This is a genomic window from Rhodococcus sp. IEGM1339 (assembly GCF_050321925.1).
Lineage (GTDB): Bacteria > Actinomycetota > Actinomycetes > Mycobacteriales > Mycobacteriaceae > Rhodococcus > Rhodococcus pyridinivorans.
This window is the reverse complement of record NZ_JBNQFT010000020.1, coordinates 77,376-94,782: the sequence shown is the minus strand read 5'-3', so window position 1 is coordinate 94,782 and position 17,407 is coordinate 77,376. Positions and strand designations below refer to the sequence as shown.

Annotated in this window: 15 protein-coding genes; 6 read left to right on the top strand and 9 right to left on the bottom strand. The window is 67.4% G+C overall.

What is annotated here, in order from left to right; genetic code table 11:
• Window positions 1–102: 102 nt before the first annotated feature.
• Window positions 103–366, bottom strand: coding sequence for a GlsB/YeaQ/YmgE family stress response membrane protein (locus ACQR3U_RS17685; RefSeq protein WP_094980498.1), 264 nt, complete (start codon window positions 364–366; stop codon window positions 103–105).
• Between the two features lie 193 nt (window positions 367–559).
• Here ACQR3U_RS17685 and ACQR3U_RS17680 point away from each other — a divergent pair, with 193 nt between their 5' ends.
• The 4 genes from ACQR3U_RS17680 to ACQR3U_RS17665 all read left to right on the top strand — a co-directional run bounded on the left by ACQR3U_RS17680 (window position 560) and on the right by ACQR3U_RS17665 (window position 3,152).
• On the top strand, window positions 560–1,933 hold the full coding sequence (locus tag ACQR3U_RS17680) for a cytochrome P450 (protein WP_230811012.1): 1,374 nt from the start codon (window positions 560–562) through the stop codon (window positions 1,931–1,933).
• Between the two features lie 54 nt (window positions 1,934–1,987).
• Complete coding sequence (locus ACQR3U_RS17675; protein ID WP_230811013.1) at window positions 1,988–2,464, top strand: SRPBCC family protein; 477 nt, start codon at window positions 1,988–1,990, stop codon at window positions 2,462–2,464.
• A gap of 115 nt (window positions 2,465–2,579) precedes the next feature.
• Window positions 2,580–2,720: a hypothetical protein gene (locus ACQR3U_RS17670; RefSeq protein ID WP_006552001.1), complete on the top strand. Its 141-nt coding sequence runs from the start codon at window positions 2,580–2,582 to the stop codon at window positions 2,718–2,720.
• A 27-nt stretch (window positions 2,721–2,747) separates the two neighbouring features.
• Complete coding sequence (locus tag ACQR3U_RS17665) at window positions 2,748–3,152, top strand: hypothetical protein (RefSeq protein ID WP_230811014.1); 405 nt, start codon at window positions 2,748–2,750, stop codon at window positions 3,150–3,152.
• A gap of 129 nt (window positions 3,153–3,281) precedes the next feature.
• Here the strand turns inward: ACQR3U_RS17665 and ACQR3U_RS17660 are convergent, their stop codons facing one another.
• The 4 genes from ACQR3U_RS17660 to ACQR3U_RS17645 all read right to left on the bottom strand — a co-directional run bounded on the left by ACQR3U_RS17660 (window position 3,282) and on the right by ACQR3U_RS17645 (window position 10,844).
• Entirely contained in the window at window positions 3,282–4,769 is a 1,488-nt protein-coding gene (locus ACQR3U_RS17660) for an NAD-dependent succinate-semialdehyde dehydrogenase (protein WP_230811015.1), read from the bottom strand.
• Window positions 4,766–7,774, bottom strand: a complete 3,009-nt coding sequence (locus tag ACQR3U_RS17655; RefSeq protein WP_230811016.1) for an FAD-binding and (Fe-S)-binding domain-containing protein — start codon at window positions 7,772–7,774, stop codon at window positions 4,766–4,768. The genes ACQR3U_RS17660 and ACQR3U_RS17655 overlap by 4 nt, the downstream gene beginning before the upstream one ends.
• 273 nt (window positions 7,775–8,047) lie before the next feature.
• Entirely contained in the window at window positions 8,048–9,526 is a 1,479-nt protein-coding gene (locus ACQR3U_RS17650) for an aldehyde dehydrogenase family protein (protein ID WP_064060971.1), read from the bottom strand.
• A gap of 400 nt (window positions 9,527–9,926) precedes the next feature.
• Window positions 9,927–10,844, bottom strand: a complete 918-nt coding sequence (locus tag ACQR3U_RS17645; protein WP_230811017.1) for a LysR substrate-binding domain-containing protein — start codon at window positions 10,842–10,844, stop codon at window positions 9,927–9,929.
• A gap of 87 nt (window positions 10,845–10,931) precedes the next feature.
• Here ACQR3U_RS17645 and mqo point away from each other — a divergent pair, with 87 nt between their 5' ends.
• Window positions 10,932–12,437, top strand: coding sequence for a malate dehydrogenase (quinone) (mqo, locus tag ACQR3U_RS17640; protein WP_372477684.1), 1,506 nt, complete (start codon window positions 10,932–10,934; stop codon window positions 12,435–12,437).
• A 9-nt stretch (window positions 12,438–12,446) separates the two neighbouring features.
• On the opposite strand, the gene ACQR3U_RS17635 is transcribed toward mqo, so the two are convergent.
• Complete coding sequence (locus ACQR3U_RS17635; protein WP_230811019.1) at window positions 12,447–13,523, bottom strand: alkene reductase; 1,077 nt, start codon at window positions 13,521–13,523, stop codon at window positions 12,447–12,449.
• Window positions 13,524–13,604: 81 nt separating this feature from the next.
• On the bottom strand, window positions 13,605–14,567 hold the full coding sequence (locus ACQR3U_RS17630) for a helix-turn-helix transcriptional regulator (protein WP_217579813.1): 963 nt from the start codon (window positions 14,565–14,567) through the stop codon (window positions 13,605–13,607).
• Between the two features lie 100 nt (window positions 14,568–14,667).
• Between ACQR3U_RS17630 and ACQR3U_RS17625 the strand changes: the two genes are divergently transcribed.
• Window positions 14,668–15,216, top strand: coding sequence for a DinB family protein (locus tag ACQR3U_RS17625; protein ID WP_230811020.1), 549 nt, complete (start codon window positions 14,668–14,670; stop codon window positions 15,214–15,216).
• A 13-nt stretch (window positions 15,217–15,229) separates the two neighbouring features.
• Here ACQR3U_RS17625 and ACQR3U_RS17620 read toward each other — a convergent pair whose 3' ends face one another.
• Both ACQR3U_RS17620 and ACQR3U_RS17615 read right to left on the bottom strand, forming a co-directional pair.
• The gene (locus ACQR3U_RS17620) at window positions 15,230–15,610 is read right to left on the bottom strand and encodes a helix-turn-helix domain-containing protein (protein WP_230811021.1); all 381 of its coding nucleotides are present in this window, start codon (window positions 15,608–15,610) and stop codon (window positions 15,230–15,232) included.
• 216 nt (window positions 15,611–15,826) lie between these two features.
• Window positions 15,827–17,290, bottom strand: a complete 1,464-nt coding sequence (locus ACQR3U_RS17615) for an Hsp70 family protein (RefSeq protein WP_230811022.1) — start codon at window positions 17,288–17,290, stop codon at window positions 15,827–15,829.
• Between the last annotated feature and the right edge of the window lie 117 nt (window positions 17,291–17,407).

Sequence of the window (17,407 nt, the reverse complement as noted above, 5' to 3'; positions counted from 1 at the left end):
GACACCACATCCGACAACCGCCGATCCGAGACCGGCTTCACCCATCCACTCCGAGGCACACCTCATCGTAACGCAAACCCCCCTAACTGAACGGTATTGCAGCTAGGCCTGACGCGACCGGGACTTCCAGGCCGACCAGACAGCGGTCACGATGATCGCGCCGGCGAGGGAGCCGATGATCCCGCTGGGGCGTAATTCGAGTCCGTCACCTGCGAGAAGGCTGATGAGTAGACCGCCGATGAACGAACCCCCGACGCCCGCGACCAACGCGAGAGTCCAGTCGATCCCGGTCCCGGACCTGCCCACGACGAGCTGTGCCACCGCGCCGACGAGCAGCCCGAACAGAATGATTCCGATGATCAACATTGCGCGAGTACAAGTGGACATCCTCACGCGGACCCCGCTTTACGTCTCGAAAGTGCAATTCGAGATCCGGTCTTCCCACGGGTCAAACTGTTGTTACATGCGAGCCTGCCCTTCGAGTTCAGCAAGGTTGCGGTTGCGCAATGACTCGGTAGTGGGTCTGGTGTGACCGTCCGAGGCGGACCACACTCGGAGAATGGCCAGGACAAGCGCACAGGCCCAGGATTTTCCGATTGCGCCCGACGTGCCGATGCATTTGATCGACCGCATCCGGGCACTCCGACATCTCGATACCGGTCCCGAGAAATTCCGTGATGCAGGCGGGCCGGTCACCCTCGTACATATCGGTCCTGCCCGGTGGGCGCCGACCTTCGCTATCGTCACCTCACCGCAGGGCGCCCACGATGTTCTCGGCGGTTTCGACGGTTCCTTCGACAAGGAAATGACCGTCCACGTCGAGGGACGGGTGTGGGTCGGCGACAATCTCTTCAATCTTCCTCACGATTCGTGGGTGCCGCACCGTCGTGCGTTGCAGCCTTTGTTCACCAAGAAGCACGTAGCGGTCTACGCCGACCGGATCGCCGAGGTCGCCGACACGATGGCGGCAGTGTGGAGCGAGGGCGGGTCGATCGATCTCGACACCGAAACCCGGCGACTCACCCTGCGTGTCCTTGGCCGGTCACTCTTCGGAACGGATCTCAGCGAGAAATCCGAAGCTGTCGGAGTTCCACTCGGACAGGTGGTGCAATTCGTGGGACGACGTGCCCTGCAACCGATACGAACCCCGACATGGCTGCCGACACGTGCCCGTCATCGTTTCCGTGTTTCGTTGGCTGTTGTCACCGAAACGCTCGACGAGGCGATGGACGCCGCGCGGAGCGGTGCTGGCAATGGCGCCGAATTGATCAAGCTGTTCTTCGAGCTCACCGATCCGGTCACTGGCAGAGCGTTCAGCGACGAGAAGATCCGTGACGAGTTGCTCGCGTTTCTCTTCGCGGGTCACGACACCACCGCGACCACTCTCGCCTACAGCTTGTGGCAGCTCGGCCGCAATCGCGAGATGCAGGAGCGGGTGGCGCGGGAGGCTGCAGCCATCGGAGACCGCCTGTTGCGCGCGAGCGATATCGGGGATCTGCCCTACACCGTCCAGATAGTCCATGAGTCACTGAGGATGTGTCCGCCCGCAGCGACGGCCGCGCGAATGGCAATGCGCGACGTGGAGGTCGACGGTTACCGTATCCCTGCCGGGACGAATACGATCGTCGGCACCTACGCGCTCCACCATGATCCGTCGCTCTGGGACGAGCCGGAGAAATTCGACCCGGATCGGTTCGCCCCCGGGCAATCGGTAGACAGGTCGCGGTGGCAGTATCTGCCGTTCGGTGGTGGCCCACGCACCTGCATCGGAGATCATTTCGCCATGCTCGAAGCAATCCTGGGCCTCGCCAGTGTGGTGCGAAAACTCGAGGTGGAATCCCTTCACGACGATTTTCCGGTAAAGACGCCGTTCACCTTGGTCGCGGCCGGACCCGTGCCCGCGCGTGTGGGGACCAGAGCCGTCGCTGCGTAGTCGTCGGCAAAGGCAGGCAGGTGCGTCGCGCCGCACTGATCGGGACAGGGCAGGATGGTGGCCATGCAGACGACACCCCTGACCTTCGAGTCCTCCGTTGTCGTTTCCGCCACCCCCGACGAGGTGTACGCCCTCGTCTCCGACGTCACCCGCACGGGTGAATGGTCGCCCGTCTGCGCGGAGTGCTGGTGGGACGAAGGGCAGGGCCCCGAGGTCGGTTCCTTCTTCACCGGCCGGAACGTCACCCCCGAACGCATCTGGGAGGCCCGGTCGAAGGTCGTCGTCGCCTCCCCGGGCCGCGAATTCGCATGGTCGGTCGGCCCGGGCCTCGTGCGCTGGAGCTACGTCATCAAGCCCGCGGACGCCGGCACGGAACTCACGGAGACCTGGGAGTTCACCGAAGCCGGGCAGAAATTATTCCACGAGAAGTTGGGGGCGGAGGCACCTGCCCGGATCGCCGCGCGGGAGCAGGCCGCCCGCAGCGGAATTCCGGCGACCCTGGACGCGATCAAGCGCATCATCGAGGGCTGACCCGGGACGCTCGTCGATCATCGAGGGATCGCCGGGCGCCTCCGTGCCGAGGGGCGAACGGTGAACACCGCGACCTTCGGGTGCACCAGGCTCGGTACGTGGTGGGCGCAGTGTCGTGCGCTGCGAGGCCGGGATCGGATTCGAGGGGTCGGCTGCGACACGTAGCAGCCTGATCGCCGAAGTGCGGGTCACCGAGGAACTCCCCACCGGCGGACTGGGTGTCGGCCTGGGCATCCAGAAGGCCGATTCGCGCTAGGAGGCCCTGCGCGATCTGATCGACGAGGTGCTCCGCGTCGACGATGCCGGCTCACCGATCGCGGCGTTGATCTCCGGCCTCGACGTCGCCTGCGACCTCGGTGAGGGACACCCGCTGCTGGGACGACGCATGCCGGATCTCGACGTCATTGCCGAGGAGAAGCCGGTTCGAGTGTTCGGGCTCGCCCACTTCTGCTGCAATTCGACGGTCCACCAATCGATTCCGGGCATCGTCCTGAATGCGTCGACCTCGTGTGGGCGCGTTACGACGCCGCTTGGGGATTGTCGTTGCTCGGTGAGGGGACGCGCCGTCGGCTGTGCTCGTGCACCCGTATGGGCACGTGGCATGGGTGGGGGCTCGACGGACGGTCTCGACGCCGCGCTCGCGAAGTGGTTCGGCACTGCGGCCGGCCGACCAGGAACCGTTGCGTGAGCAGGTGATTCCTGACCTACGCGGGTAGACCGTACCGACCTTGCGCGCCGAACAGGGCTTCGCGCGCGTTGCAGTTGCGTCGAAACACGGTTCGGCGCGCAAGGATCGGCGGCGCAGTGAGACCATGCGTCACCGACGAGGAACAGCGACGTACTTGACCCCGAGGAACTCGTCGATACCGATGGTGCTTCCCTCACGTCCGAGACCCGATGCCTTGATGCCGCCGAACGGTGCCGCGGGGTTGGACACGATGCCGGTGTTCAGCCCGACCATGCCGACCTCGAGCGCTTCGCTGACACGGAAACTGCGGTCGACATCCTGGGTGAAGATGTATCCGGCCAGTCCCCAGGGCGTGTTGTTGGCGATCTCGACGACCTCGTCCTCGGTATCGAAGACGACGATGGGCGCGACCGGCCCGAAGATCTCCTCGCTCATCAACGCGGCGTCCTTCGACACGTCGGCGAGGACGGTGGGTGGGTAGAAGTAGCCGGGTCCCTCGGGCCGGCTGCCGCCACACACCACGCGCGCTCCACGTTCGACGGCATCGGCGACGAGACGTTCCACCTTCGTCAGAGCCTTCTCCTCGACCAGCGGACCGACTTGGGTGCCCTCGACCAGGCCGTCCCCGACGGCGAGGGCATCCATACGGGCAGCGAGCTTCTCGGTGAACCGATCGGCGACCGCGCGGTGCACGAAGATGCGGTTCGCGGCGGTGCAGGCCTCACCCATGTTGCGCATCTTCGCGGCGAGCGCGCCGTCGACGGCCCGGTCGAGATCGGCGTCCTCGAACACGATGAGCGGGGCATTTCCGCCCAGCTCCATCGAGCTGCGCATCACGTGCTGGGATGCCTGTTCGAGCAGCCGGATGCCCACCGCGGTCGAACCGGTGAAACTGATCTTGCGTGCGATACCGCTGGACATCCAGGTCGAGACGACCTCCCCGGGTGCGGTGGTGGGCACGACGTTCAGCACACCCTTGGGCACACCGGCCTCGACGAGCACGTCGACCAGGGCCAGCGAGGTCAACGGCGTCAGCTCCGAGGGTTTGAAGACGATGGTGCATCCGGCTGCGATGGCGGGTCCGATCTTGCGGGTACCCATGGCGAGCGGGAAGTTCCACGGCGTGACGAGGACGCACGGTCCCACCGGCTCCTTGGACACCAGGATGCGGGTCGCGCCGTCGCCGGTGCTGGTCACATCGCCGCCGATGCGGACGGCTTCCTCGGAGAACCACCGGAAGAACTCCGCGGCGTAGGCGACCTCGCCCTTCGCCTCGGCGAAGGGTTTGCCCATCTCGGTGGTCATGATGGTCGCGAACTCGTCCTGCCGTTCCAGGATGAGCTCGTAGGCCCGGCGAAGGATCACGCTGCGTTCGCGCGGAGCGGTCTTCGCCCAGTGCTTCTGCACGCGAGCACAGGTCTCGACGGCACGCCGGGCGTCGTCGGCGTTGCCGTTCGCGACGGTCGCGATGACCTCCTCGGTCGCCGGGGCGACGACCTCGAATCGTTCGCCGGTGGTCGACTCGACCCACTCACCGTCGATGAACAATTCTGTGCTGACGCGGGACACTGCGTCGGAGACGCCCACCCGTGTCCCGACGATCGTTGCATCGGTCATGCGCTTTCCTCCTCGGAGATGGCGTTGTTCATCGGCATTCGTGGCCCGGGGTCGAGAAGTTCTGCGAGATGTTGCCCCGGGGCGGACACGTCGATCTGCGCAACCTGCATCGCGCATGAGAAGCCGTCGGTGACCACCGCGGAGTCGTCGTCGGCCGCGCGCAGTGCCGGGGCGAGGGAGGTCTCGGCGACCTTCATGCTGATGTCGTGGTGTTGTTTCTCGAATCCGAAGTTTCCTGCCACGCCGCAGCATCCGACTGCGTCGCGGACGTCGTCGACTCCCGCTGCGGTCAGGATCCGGCGATGGCTTCCGGCGCCGAACACGGAGTACTCGTGGCAATGGGTCTGCAGCACTATCTCGTTCGGTAGCGGTTGTGCAGGGGCGGGTGTCCAGCCGTTGCGCACCATGGTGTCCAGATAGGACGCGAAGCTGTGGACCCGTGCGGCGACGCGACGCGCAGCCTCGGTGGGCACCAGCTCGGGCAGGTCCTTGCGCAGGGCGGCGGCGCAACTCGGCTCGACGACGACGATCGGCCGGTCGGTGCCGTCGTCCAGTGTGCGGGCGGCGTGGGAGAGCTTCTTCTTCGCGGTGTCGAGCTGGCCGGTGGAGATCCACGTCAGTCCGCAGCACGCGTCTGCGGAGCAGCTCATCACCTGCTGATCCGCCGAGGCGAGCACGCGGGCGGCGGCACCGGCGACCTCCGGCCGCAACCCGCGAGTGAAGGTGTCGACGAACAGCACCACCGGCGTCGAACCGGACCGGCCACGTAGTGCGCCGCGCACGGCCTTCTTCCAGGCCCGCCGGGAGGCGAAGGGCGGAAATACCCGGTCGGGGGAAATGCCGCCGAGCGCGGCGGCGCGCTTGGCGAGAGAAGTGCGCAGGACCGCGTTGACCAGCGGTGCTGCCAACCCCGTGAGGCGGAGCCAGCGTGGCAGCCACCCCAGCGAATAGTGCGACACCGGTCGTCGTGTGCCGTCGTAGTAGTGCGAGAAGAACTCGGATTTGTAGGTGGCCATGTCGACGCCGGCCGGGCAGTCGGTCGAGCAGGCCTTGCACGACAGGCACAGATCGAGTGCCTCACGCACTTCCTCGGATTTCCACCCTTGCTCGATTGTGCGGGCGCCGCGCACCATCTCCTGCAGGACCCGGGCCCGGCCCCGAGTGGAGTCCTTCTCGTCGCGGGTCGCGCGGTAGCTCGGGCACATCACGCCACCGGAGTCGGCCCGGCATCGTCCGACGCCGATGCAGCCCTGGACGGCGTGCACCCACGGGGCGGGGGTGTGTTGCGGCCGCGCGCCGTCGGGACGGACCGCCTCGATCGGGTGCAGGTCGTAGTGGGTACGCCAGGTGCGTTCGGGAACGTCCGCCAACGCCAGATCGTCATCGATCCGCGCCGGGTCGGTCAGCGATCCCGGGTTCAGGATGCCTTGCGGGTCCCAGATCGTGCGGAAGGCGCGGAATGCGCTCATCATCCGCGCGGAGTACATCACCGGCAGCAGTTCCGAGCGGGCACGGCCGTCTCCGTGTTCTCCGGAGAGCGATCCGCCGTGACGGACCACCAGCCGCGCGGCCTCGTGCGTGAACTCGCGGAAGACCTGTCGGCCTTCCTCGGTGCGCAGGTCGTAGGTGATGCGGATGTGCATGCAGCCGGCGCCGAAGTGCCCGTACATCACGCCCTGCAGGCCGTGCCGGTCGAGCAGTGCGCGGAAGTCCTCGAGGTAATCGGCGAGGTTCTCCGGCGCGACAGCGGAATCCTCCCAGCCCGGCCAGGATTCGCCGCCGGATGCCAGGCGGGAGGACAGTCCGGCGCCGTCCTCGCGCACCCGCCACAGGGAAGCACGCTCGGTGGTGTCGGCCGCGAGGCGGCCGTCGACGAGGCGGCCGTTCCGGCGAAGTTTGTCGAGCAGTGCGTCGGCGGCCGCGGCCACGGAGTCCGGGTCGTCACCGTCCAGGTCGACGTAGAGCCAGGCGTTTCCCACCGGGAGTCCGAGGACGGAGTTCTCGCCCCGACGCAGCCGCATGGTCTCGACGATCGCCGCGTCGACACCCTCGACTGCCGCAGGCGAGAACTCCAGGATGGTTCCGATGTCGCGGGCCGCGTCGACGACATCGTCGTAGCCGAGGCAGACCAGCAACGCGCTGGACGGGCGGGGAACCAGCTCGACGCGGGCACCGACGATCACCGCGCAGGTTCCCTCGGATCCGACGAGCGCACGGGCGACGTCGAACCGCTTCTCCGGCAACAGATGATCGAGGTGGTAACCCGAGACCTGCCGTTGGATCCTCCCGAGTTCGGTGCGGAACTCGAACAGGTGCTCGCCTGCCAGCGCGGTGAGCTCGGCGTCGAGCTGCTGCGCGCGCGCCGCAGCGGCCGCGTCGTCGGGATCGGTGGCACGCAGACCTTGCTGCGCCGCGGTGAGCCGGAACCCGTCGGCGGTGACGAGGTCGATCTCGTGGACGTGATCGGACATGCGGCCGTAGCGCACCGAGTGGTTGCCGCAGGCGTCGTTGCCCAGCGCGCCACCGACCGTGGCCCGGTTCTTCGAGGAGGGATCGGGGGCGAAGGTCGTCCGGCCCGAGGACGCGTCCTCGGCCACCCGCGTGAGGGTCGCGAGCACGACGCCCGGTTCGACGTCGGCGACACCGGCCGTCTCGTCGATCTCGAGGATGCGGTTCATGTGCCGGGAGAAGTCGACGATCACACCGGGGCCGACGGCATTGCCCGCCATCGAGGTCCCGCCCCCTCGGCTGACCAACGGAATCCCGGTGTCGCCGCAGACGGTCACCACCGCCACGACGTCGTCCACCGACCGAGGAAAGACCACGGCCGAAGGTGGCACCCGGTAGTTGGAGGCGTCGTAAGAGTACTCGGCCCGTCGACGCGTGGAGGTGTCGACCGGGACGCCCAGTGTCCGGAGTCTGTCGGCGAGGACACGAATCCGGACGTCCTCGTCCGTGCAGGAGACGCTGGGGCGCTGTCCTATGTCGAGCTGGTCGTCGTTCATCGCGTGCGCCGCGTCAGGATCGGGGACCGCAGAGAATATGGGCGCGTCGGTTCGGGAACTCCATCGGCCGCCTCCGGGTTTGTAGGATTGTCAACAATCCTGCCATGAACGGAGCCTACAAAGAGGAGGCAGCGAACGCAACGGCACGCCGGCCCGGGCGTTCTCACCGTCAACCGAGGAGGCTTCTGTGACAGCTTGCCGTCTGCACCCCGAGGCTGGGCAGGGTGCAGACGGCAGAATGCTGTATCGGAGTCGGAGGGCGCTGCGGCGTGCCTACACCAGCCGAGTCACGCCGATGGTGTGATCTGTGGTGAACTCCTCGATCGCCCACTCGCCGTTGAATCGTCCGAGACCGGAGTTGCGTTCGCCACCGAATGCCACGTGTGCCTCGTCCTGAACGGTCATCTCGTTGATGAACGTCATGCCCGCCTCGACCCGATGCGCGAATTGCAGTCCCCGGTCGATGTTCTGCGTGAAGACCGCGCTGGACAGACCGAATTCGTGGTCGTTGGCCAGTTCGAGGGCGTGTGCTTCGTCATCGGCGCGTAGGACCGCGACCATCGGGCCGAAGATCTCCTCGCGGGCGATCTCCATATCGGACGTGACGTCGACGAACACGTGCGGAGGCACGACCCGGCCGTCGATCTCCCCACCGAGCGCAACGCGTGCTCCGGCGTCCCGGGCCTGCTCGATCTTCTCCTCGAGGCCCTTCAACTGCGAATCGTTGATGACGGGCCCGACCAAAGTGCCGTCTGCGGACGGATCGCCGTAGGACACGGCCTGCGCGGCTCGGGTGAACCGATCGAGGAAATCGTCGTACACCGGCGCCTGCACGATGATGCGATTCACGGCCATGCAGATCTGTCCGGAATGCAGGAACGACCCGGTCACCGCTGCCTCGACGGCCGCGTCGAGATCGGCGTCGTCGAGGACCACCAGGGGTGCGTTGCCGCCCAATTCGAGTGCCACCTTCTTGAGGTGCTTACCGCCGGTGGCGACCGCACCGACCTGCTTGCCGACCGGTGTCGAGCCGGTGAAGGAGATCAACCGCGGGACGGGATGCTCGACGAAAGCATCGCCGATCTCAGAACCGGAGCCGATCACCACCGACAACACTCCCGCCGGGAGGCCTGCTTCCTCGAAGATCCGCGCGATCAACAGGCCGCCGGTCACCGGAGTGTCCGAGGCCGGCTTGATCACCGCGGCATTGCCCAACGCCAACGCCGGTGCCACCGATCGCTGCGACAGGTGCAGCGGGAAATTCCACGGGCTGATCACCCCGACCACTCCGATGGGCTTTCGGTACACCCGCATCTCACGGTTCGGGGTGTTCGAATCGAAGATCGATCCGTGGACCCGGGACGGGAACGACGCCGCCTCCTGCGTGATGCCGATGGCCAGGGAGACCTCGGTATCGGCCTTGATCCGCGTCGAGCCGGACTCGGCGACCAGCCAGTCGATGATCTCGGCTCGGCGCTGCTCGAGGATCTGTGCGGCGCGACGCAGGACCGTGGCGCGCTCGGCGGGAGCGGTCGCGGCCCACTCGGTCTGTGCTGCCCGGGCAGCGGTGTAGGCGGCGTCGACGTCTTGGGCGGAAGCGAGGCGGATCGTGGCGACCACGCTGTCGTCGAACGGGTTGGTGTCGGTCAGGACGCGGTCGGAGCGTCCCTCGCGCCACTGCCCATCGATGAACTGGGAGGCGACCGGTTGCCCGGCGAACGTGGCACTGGAACCGAGATCTGTTGCTGTCATGGAGAACTCCTCGACGGTAGGTAGGTCAGAGAAAGGCGACGACGGGCTCGGGGGTCGATGTGTCTGCCGAATCGTCGAATGTGGTGTCGATCTGCCCGAGCGGATCGGTCTTCACCGGCCGACCGAACGGGAACCGCCCCAGCGTCGGCCGGAGCACGTCGCAGATCGTTACCGGCTCCTGCCCGGATGGCGCAGATCGAACATGTTTTCACAGTGCGCCGCCTTGCTGGTGGTAGGCAGCGGCGTCGGGTACCACTGTTTGCGGGCGATCGCATCTGTGTGGCATACCCCGCCGGCGACCATTCGAACCCGGACTTGCGCCTTGTCGGGACCGGCGACGCAGGAGATGGCGCACGGCTCGCGAAGCTGTGCGCCATGTCTTGCGTTCGATGGACGATACCTACGAATCGAGCCGGCGACCGTCGAATCTATCGGCGTGCCCGGCGATGTGAGCGTGCAGTCGCGCGACCGCCGGGGACGGCGTCCTCGTCCCGGTCGTCAATCCGATGGTGCGATTCGCGATTCCGGCGACCGGCACGGTGACGATTCCGGGCACAGGCGTTTCCGAGCGAGGCAGCAGTGCGACACCGAGGCCCTGGGCGACCAGTGCCCGGATCGTTTCGAACTCGCTGATCTCGAACGCGATGTACGGTTCGAATTCTGCTTCGTCGCAAGCTGATTCGAGTTCTCTGCGGATGTGATAGTCGGGTGGGCTGGCGATGAAGTGATCGTCCGCGAGATCGCGCAGGTCGAGGCGGGCACGGCCGGCGAGTCGATGGCTGCTCGGGAGGTGGAGCAACAGTCGCTGTTGCGCGAGCACGGTGACCGGCAGATCCTCCGGTGGAGGGATGATGACGGCGAGATCGAGCCGGCCGTCGCGAACCATCTCCGCGAGCTCTTCACCGTGTGCCTGGACCAGATGCAACCGGACGCCGGGGGCCAGTCGGTGGAACTCGGCCAGCAACGACGGGATGCTCACCGGCCCGAGGGTGAGCGGGAACCCGAAGCGGACGAGGCCGTGGTCGGGATCGGCGTGCTCACGCACCGTGGTGATCGCACCGTCGAGTTCGCGGACCAGATGCCGGGTGCGTTCGTGCAACTCCCTCCCGGCAGTCGTCAGCACGACCCCTCGCCCGGACTGCTGGAACAACGTCACACCCACTGCCTTCTCGAGTGCCCGGATGCGGCGACTGACGGAAGACTGGGGAACGTCGAGCAGATCCGCCGCGCGCGTGATGTGACCTTCGCGCGCCGCGGCGTCGAAGGCGACGAGCAGCGGGGCGACCATTGCGGTCTCGGGCGTCACATACCAATCCACATCTGCATGGTACTGCCTGCAAGATCTCATTGGACGGATGAATCGGAAGGGGGCACGCTGAAGGTCGACAACGGCGAAAGCAGGTGAATGATGGTGGATCGGAGGCATTCTGCCGACGGAGCACAGTACGGCGACCAGGAGTACGACGCCGTCCTGATCGGCGGCGGCATCATGTCGGCAACACTGGGTGCACTGCTGACACGGCTCGAACCCGATCGGTCGATCCTCGTCCTGGAACGACTCGACGAGGTCGCGGCCGAGAGCAGCGCCCCATGGAACAACGCGGGCACCGGCCACGCAGGTCTGTGCGAACTGAACTACATGCCCGATCCCGCGGATTCGACCCGGTCCGAGGAGATCGGCGGACAGTTCCGGATCTCACGGCAGTTCTGGCAGTCCCTCGACGACCCGGGCGAGGCGACGTTCGTGAACGTGACACCGCATATGAACGTCGTCTTCGGCGAACGCGATGTGGACTATCTGCGACAGCGGCACGCCACCCTGCAACGCTCGCCGCTGTTCTCGGCCATGGAGTACAGCGAGGACCCCGACGCGATCGCGCGGTGGGCACCGCTGGTGATGGCCGGTCGCTCGGGCTCCGAACCGGTCGCCGCCACGCGCTACGAGGCGGGCACCGACGTCGACTTCGGTGCCCTGACACACCGACTGCTGTCGGACGCGCGTCGTCGTGGCGTCGAGCTTCGTACCGGACACGAGGTCACACGACTGCGCCGCGCCGCCAACGGGCGGTGGACCGTCTCCGGGCACACGAAGACGGGACGGTTCTCGGTCCGATCCCGGTTCGTGTTCGTCGGCGCCGGCGGGTACGCCCTGAAACTCTTGCAGAAGGCCAGGATCCCGGAGGTGCGAGGTTTCGCCGTCTTTCCCATCGGCGCGCAGTTCCTGCGCACCGGCGAGCCCGACGTGGTGTCCCAGCATGCAGCGAAGGTCTATAGCCAGGCCGACGTGGGAGCACCACCGATGTCGGTGCCGCATCTCGACAAGCGGGTCGTCGACGGCCGCGAGTGGTTGATGTTCGGGCCGTACGCCACGTTCAGCACGAGATTGCTCACACGCGGCCGGCTCACCGATCTGCTCACCACCCTGCGCCTGCACAACATCGCCCCGTTGGTGGCGGTGGGCCTGCAGAATCTGTCGCTGGTGCGCTATCTCGTCGGCCAGCTGCTCGCGTCCCGCGCGCGGAAGTTCCGGCAGCTGCAGCGATTCTGTCCCGAGGCGCGGGAGTCCGACTGGGAGTTGATCGACGCGGGGCAACGAGCTCAGCTCGTCAAACCCGATCGTCGCAGGGTCGGGGTCCTGACCTTCGGCACCGAGGTCGTGGCGAGCGCGGACGGCAGCATCGCCGGGTTGCTCGGGGCGTCGCCCGGCGCTTCGATCGCTCCGTCGGCGATGATCGAGCTGCTGAGCGCGTGTTTCCCGGATGATGTGGCGCGCTGGCGGCCGGTGCTCGAACGGATGATGCCCGACCTGTCTCGGGAGACCGAAACGACCTCGCGCGCCGAACCGAGGCTCGCCCGCGCTACAGCAGCGGCGAGAAACGGTTCGGCGCGCAAGGATCCGAGCGCCTCGTAGGGCTTACGCTCAGACGGTCTGCAGGAACGGGTAGTCGGTGTACCCCTCGGCTCCGGATGCATAGAACAGCTCCGGACGCGGTGCGTTCTCCGGATGCCCGTCCCGCCAGCGCTCGGCCAGGTCGGGATTGGCGATCAGCGCGCGGCCGACGGCCACGGCGTCGGCGTGCGAATCGTCGATCAGCTGCACGGCCTCGTCACGCGTGGTCGGCGAGCCGAAACCGCTGTTGGCGATCACCTTGCCGCCGAAACGCTTCCGGAGCTCCTGCGCCAGATCTCCGGTCGGCTCCTTGTGCAGGACCGACAGATACGCCAGGCCCAGGGGCTGCAGGGCGTCGACCAGAGAGCCGTAGACAGCACGCACATCGTCGCGATCGGTCTCGACTGCGTCCTGGATGTTGTGCTCGGGAGAGATCCGCAACCCGACACGTCCGGCGCCGACTGCCGCCGACACGGCCTTCACGACTTCGACGACGAGGCGGATCCGGTTCTCCACCGAACCGCCGTACTCGTCGACCCGCACATTCGATGCAGGGGAGAGGAATTCGTGCAACAGGTAGCCGTTGGCGCTGTGGACCTCGACGCCGTCGAATCCGGCATCGATCGCGCGGCGAGCCGAGGCGACGAAATCATCGACGACGGACGGGATCTCGTCGATGGTCAGCGCGTGCGGCGTAGGGTAGGGCTGCTTGCCCTGCTCGGTGTGCACCTGGCCGTCGATGGCGATCGCGCTCGGCCCGACGACACGCCGGCCACCGTTGACGTCGGGATGCGTGACGCGGCCGCCGTGCATCAACTGCAGCACGACGCGTCCGTCGCGCTCGTGCACGGCATCCGCGACGCGACGCCAGCCGGCGACCTGCTCGTCGGTGACGATGCCGGGCTGACCGACGAAGGCCTGCGATTCGAAGTTCACATAGGTTCCCTCGGTGATGATCAGGCCGGCACTCGCCCGCTGACGGTAGTGCTCGACGATCAGGTCTCCGGGTACACCGGCCGAACCACCACGCAGGCGGGTCAGCGGGGCCATGACGATGCGGTTCGCGAGTTCGAGGTCTCCGAGGGCTACGGGTGTGAACAGATCCATGGGTGGCGCAACCACCCCCACCCCCGACGGCATTCCGATGCCCGGCCGATTGTGGGATGTGTCATAGTGCCGGATGGATGGTCACTTCGAGTGTTCGTCGGCGGTGACCAGCCGATTCGACCAGTTCTCCAGGTACTCGACGAACTCCGGTGGCGACGCGCCGAGCAGCCGCCCACCGGACATACCCACGGCGAATACCGCCCAGTCCATGCTGTCGGCGTCCACCTCGATCCGGCACCGTTCGGAGTCGATCGCGATCACCTCCGCCCACTGACCGATCCGGCGGCGCACCTCGTGCTCCGACGCCTCCAGTTCGGCGCTGACCTTCACCTGGGAGCGGCTGCGGATGCCGCGTTCGACGAAGGCCGCGGCGTCGCCGCCGGGCAGCTCGCGTTGTCGGAAACGCATCCCGGTGGCCGTGGTCTCGGCCATGCGGTCGAGGCGGAAGCTGCGCCAGTCACCGCGGTCGAGGTCGTAGCCGACGAGATACCAGCGTCGCCCGAGGGAGACGAGCTGCCGGGGTTCGACGCGCCGGCCCGTCGCGGTGCCATCGGCGGCGGTGTACTCGAAGACGATGCGTTCGTCGTCGCGGCAGGCGCGCGCGACGGTGACGAGTTGCTGCGAATCGGTCGCGCGGGTCGCCCAGGGGATATCGGCGGAGACCGTCGCCCCATCGATCGCCTCCACCTGGCGTCGCAGTCGCGGCGGCATCACCTGGATGACCTTGGCCAGCGCGCGCACGGAGATCTCGGCGATCCCGGTGATCGAGGTCTGGGCCGCGGTGAGTAGGCCGACCGCGAGCGCGACCGCTTCGTCGTCGTCGAGAGCCAGTGGTGGCAACGACGCGCCCGGCGCGAGCTGATACCCACCGCCGACCCCGCGATCGGACCGCACCGGATATCCGAGATCGCGGAGCCGTTCGATGTCGCGGCGCAGGGTGCGCAACGAGACGCCCATCCGGTCGGCGAGTTCGGCGCCGAGCCAGTAGCGGTGGGTCTGCAACAGCGACAGAAGCCGCAGGATGCGGGAGCTCGTGTCGGACATGACCTCATTCTTCCGCACCTGCCGACCTATAAGTGACGGGAACTGGCACCAATGGCTCGTAGCGTAGATCTTGCCGGATCACGACGACGAGGAGCACCCGATGACCGAGAGCACCACCACCCGGAACGCCACCCCGACCCTCGACCAGGAACGCCGGGATCTGCTGTCGAGCCTCGCCCACGCTCGGCACTTCCTGCGGTTCACGGCCCGCGATCTCACCACCGAACAGGCGTCGCAGCGAACGACGGTGAGCAACTTGACGATCGGTGGTCTCATCAAGCACGTCACCGAGGTCGAGCAGGGTTGGGCGGATTTCCTCGTGGTCGGAGCCGACTACATGGAGAAGGATTTCACCGAGTGGACCGAAGAGGATTTCGCCGAACGCGACAAGGACTTCCAGCTGCAGCCCGGTGAGACCCTCGAAGGTGCGCTGCGCGCTTACGACGAGGTGGCGGCCCGAACCGACGAGTTGGTGCGCACGCTGCCGTCGCTGGACGTCGTCCACGAACTCCCCAAGGCCCCCTGGAACATCGAGGACGCCTGGTCGGTGCGTCGCGCGCTGCTGCACATCGTCGCCGAGACGACGCAGCACGCCGGACACGCCGACATCATCCGCGAGTCCCTCGACGGATCGAAGTCGATGGGATGAACCGGAGGTCGCGCTAGCGCCGGCCGGTGTCGCGCATCAACTCGGCGAGCTCCGTGCGGTCGGAGACGCCGAGTTCGGTGCACGCCCGGTAGATGTGCCCCTCGACGGTGCCGACCGGCGCCACGAGCCGGTCGGCGATCTGCCGGTTGGACAGCCCGGCGGTGACCATGGCGGCGAACTCCCGTTCCCGGCTGGTCAGGGGGAGTGGGCGGGCCGCTTCGTCCAGCGCAGGCGACGAGGCGTGATCGCATCGCGCAGCCAGTGCCGCGGCCGCGGCGGCGGCTTCGACGGACCGTTGGGTGTCGACGTGGTCGCGGTACGCGATCGGGGCCAGGACGTGGGCATCGGCCGCGTCGGCGAGTGCCCCCAGCGCCTCGAAGGTCTCCGCGGCCACGGTCGGCCCCCGGCCGTCCGCCTCCGCGGAAGCGGATCCTGCCGCCCGCGTCGCCGGTTCGCACCGGACCCGAGACGAACCGGTTCCATATCGCGCGACTGATTCATATCGCGCGACTGATTCCTAGTCCGCAGGTTGCCCGGTGGTGGCAGCGACTGCTGCCTCATCCGGAACCGGAGACGGCGCGCCGCACCGCGGCGGTCTCCGGCTGATTGATCAGAACCCGGGAATGCTGGGCAGCTGCGGGAGCTGGATCTGCGGAGGCGGCGGCAGCGTCGGCAGCTCGAACTGGGGGAGCCCGGGGACCATTGGGGCCGGCTCCGGTTCGAGTGACGGCACCGAGGTGTCGGCTGCCGCATCGTCCTGCGCGCCGGTGGTGATGGGGACCTGCGCGGAGGTCTCCGCCGTCGTCTGCGGCCGGTAGGTGGTGCGGGTCTCGCTGCGATCGATGGCCGTCGACTGCTCGTCCGACACTGCCGGGACGGTTTCCGGCGCGGGCGATGCGTCCGTGGTGGTCATGGGCCGCGGTTCCGCTGCCGGTGGCTCCTGCGTCTCCTGGTGCGTGGAGGTGGGCTGCGGATGGCGACCGGAATTCTGCAGCAGGTCGACACCGAGGCCGATCGCCGCTGCGACGACGACGGCACCACCGGCGAGCAGGAGGCGTCGACGGTTCCGCGGCTGCGCGGGCGTCTCGGTCTCCTGCCGGATGTCGGGGGCAGCGAAGCTTGCGGTCGGTGCGTCCGGCGCGACCAGCTGCGGGGCGAACTGTGCGGTCTCGGTGAACTCCGTCGGCGCAGCGAACTCCGCCGTCTCGACGACCTTCGCAGTGTCCGGGCGGGCGAGGAGCGCCGCGCCTTCCGCCGCCACGAGTTCGGGCTGCGAGGGCACGATCACCGAAATGTCGAGCCACGACTCCATCACGGCGGTGACCAGTGGAATGTTCGCTCCGCCTCCGATGAGCACCGCGGCGTCGGGAGTGCGTCCCGAGCGGCGGATGACGTCGAGGGTGAGGCGGGCCGAGGCCTTCACGGGTCCGTCGATGAGCGAATCGAAGCTGGCCTGCGAGAGCAGTAGCAGACCCCCCTCGCCGGGCATGCACACCGCGTCCTTCGAGGACAGCTGCTCCTTCGCGTCGCGGCACCGGGCGGTGAGGGCCCGCTGCGCCGCCATGTCGGCCGGCTCGGCGAAGCGCTGCAGTTCGACGTGGTGGTCGTAGATCAGGTGGTCGACGAGGTCGCCGCTGATCCGGTCCGAGCGTGCCGTGCTCAATGCGATGCGGGTGCCCCGATCGACGACGGTGACGGTGAGGCCCGAGCTGCCGAGGTCGTAGAACACGAGTGTCTCGTGGTCGTCGAGATCTCCTGTGGTTTCCAGCATTTCGAGCGCGGCGGTCACTTCCGGGACGAGCCGGAAGTTGTCGATGTCCAGGCGGCTCATCGCGCCCTGGACGAAATCGGCCTGCGTCTCGTTCTGGTAGGCGACGCCGATGGCGCGCACCTGCTCGATCTCGTCGGTTTCGGCGAGCATCGTCTCGATGGACTCCGCGGCCAGCTCGGCCGGCCGGTCGAGCAGGGCGGGCATCGAGCGGGATCCGAAGACGGGGCTGTCGAGGCTCCCGGTGTCACGTCGCGCAAAGCGCACCGCGCTGGCACCGACCGAGACACCGAGAACTGTAGTCACGACGCCGACTATAACGGTTCGGTCACGGTCTGCACGCAGGAGGCGGGCGGTGCCTGGATGACGGCACGTCTCCGAACGGCAGCCGAGGACGTTCGTGGCCTTCGCCGATCCCGACTG

What these genes read in the sequence shown, in the direction of transcription:
- ACQR3U_RS17685 (WP_094980498.1), bottom strand. Translation starts at nt 366, where the DNA reads ATGTTGATCATCGGAATCATTCTGTTCGGGCTGCTCGTCGGCGCGGTG.
- ACQR3U_RS17680 (WP_230811012.1), top strand. Translation starts at nt 560, where the DNA reads ATGGCCAGGACAAGCGCACAGGCCCAGGATTTTCCGATTGCGCCCGAC.
- ACQR3U_RS17675 (WP_230811013.1), top strand. Translation starts at nt 1,988, where the DNA reads ATGGTGGCCATGCAGACGACACCCCTGACCTTCGAGTCCTCCGTTGTC.
- ACQR3U_RS17660 (WP_230811015.1), bottom strand. Translation starts at nt 4,769, where the DNA reads ATGACCGATGCAACGATCGTCGGGACACGGGTGGGCGTCTCCGACGCA.
- ACQR3U_RS17655 (WP_230811016.1), bottom strand. Translation starts at nt 7,774, where the DNA reads ATGAACGACGACCAGCTCGACATAGGACAGCGCCCCAGCGTCTCCTGC.
- ACQR3U_RS17650 (WP_064060971.1), bottom strand. Translation starts at nt 9,526, where the DNA reads ATGACAGCAACAGATCTCGGTTCCAGTGCCACGTTCGCCGGGCAACCG.
- mqo (WP_372477684.1), top strand. Translation starts at nt 10,932, where the DNA reads ATGATGGTGGATCGGAGGCATTCTGCCGACGGAGCACAGTACGGCGAC.
- ACQR3U_RS17635 (WP_230811019.1), bottom strand. Translation starts at nt 13,523, where the DNA reads ATGGATCTGTTCACACCCGTAGCCCTCGGAGACCTCGAACTCGCGAAC.
- ACQR3U_RS17630 (WP_217579813.1), bottom strand. Translation starts at nt 14,567, where the DNA reads ATGTCCGACACGAGCTCCCGCATCCTGCGGCTTCTGTCGCTGTTGCAG.
- ACQR3U_RS17625 (WP_230811020.1), top strand. Translation starts at nt 14,668, where the DNA reads ATGACCGAGAGCACCACCACCCGGAACGCCACCCCGACCCTCGACCAG.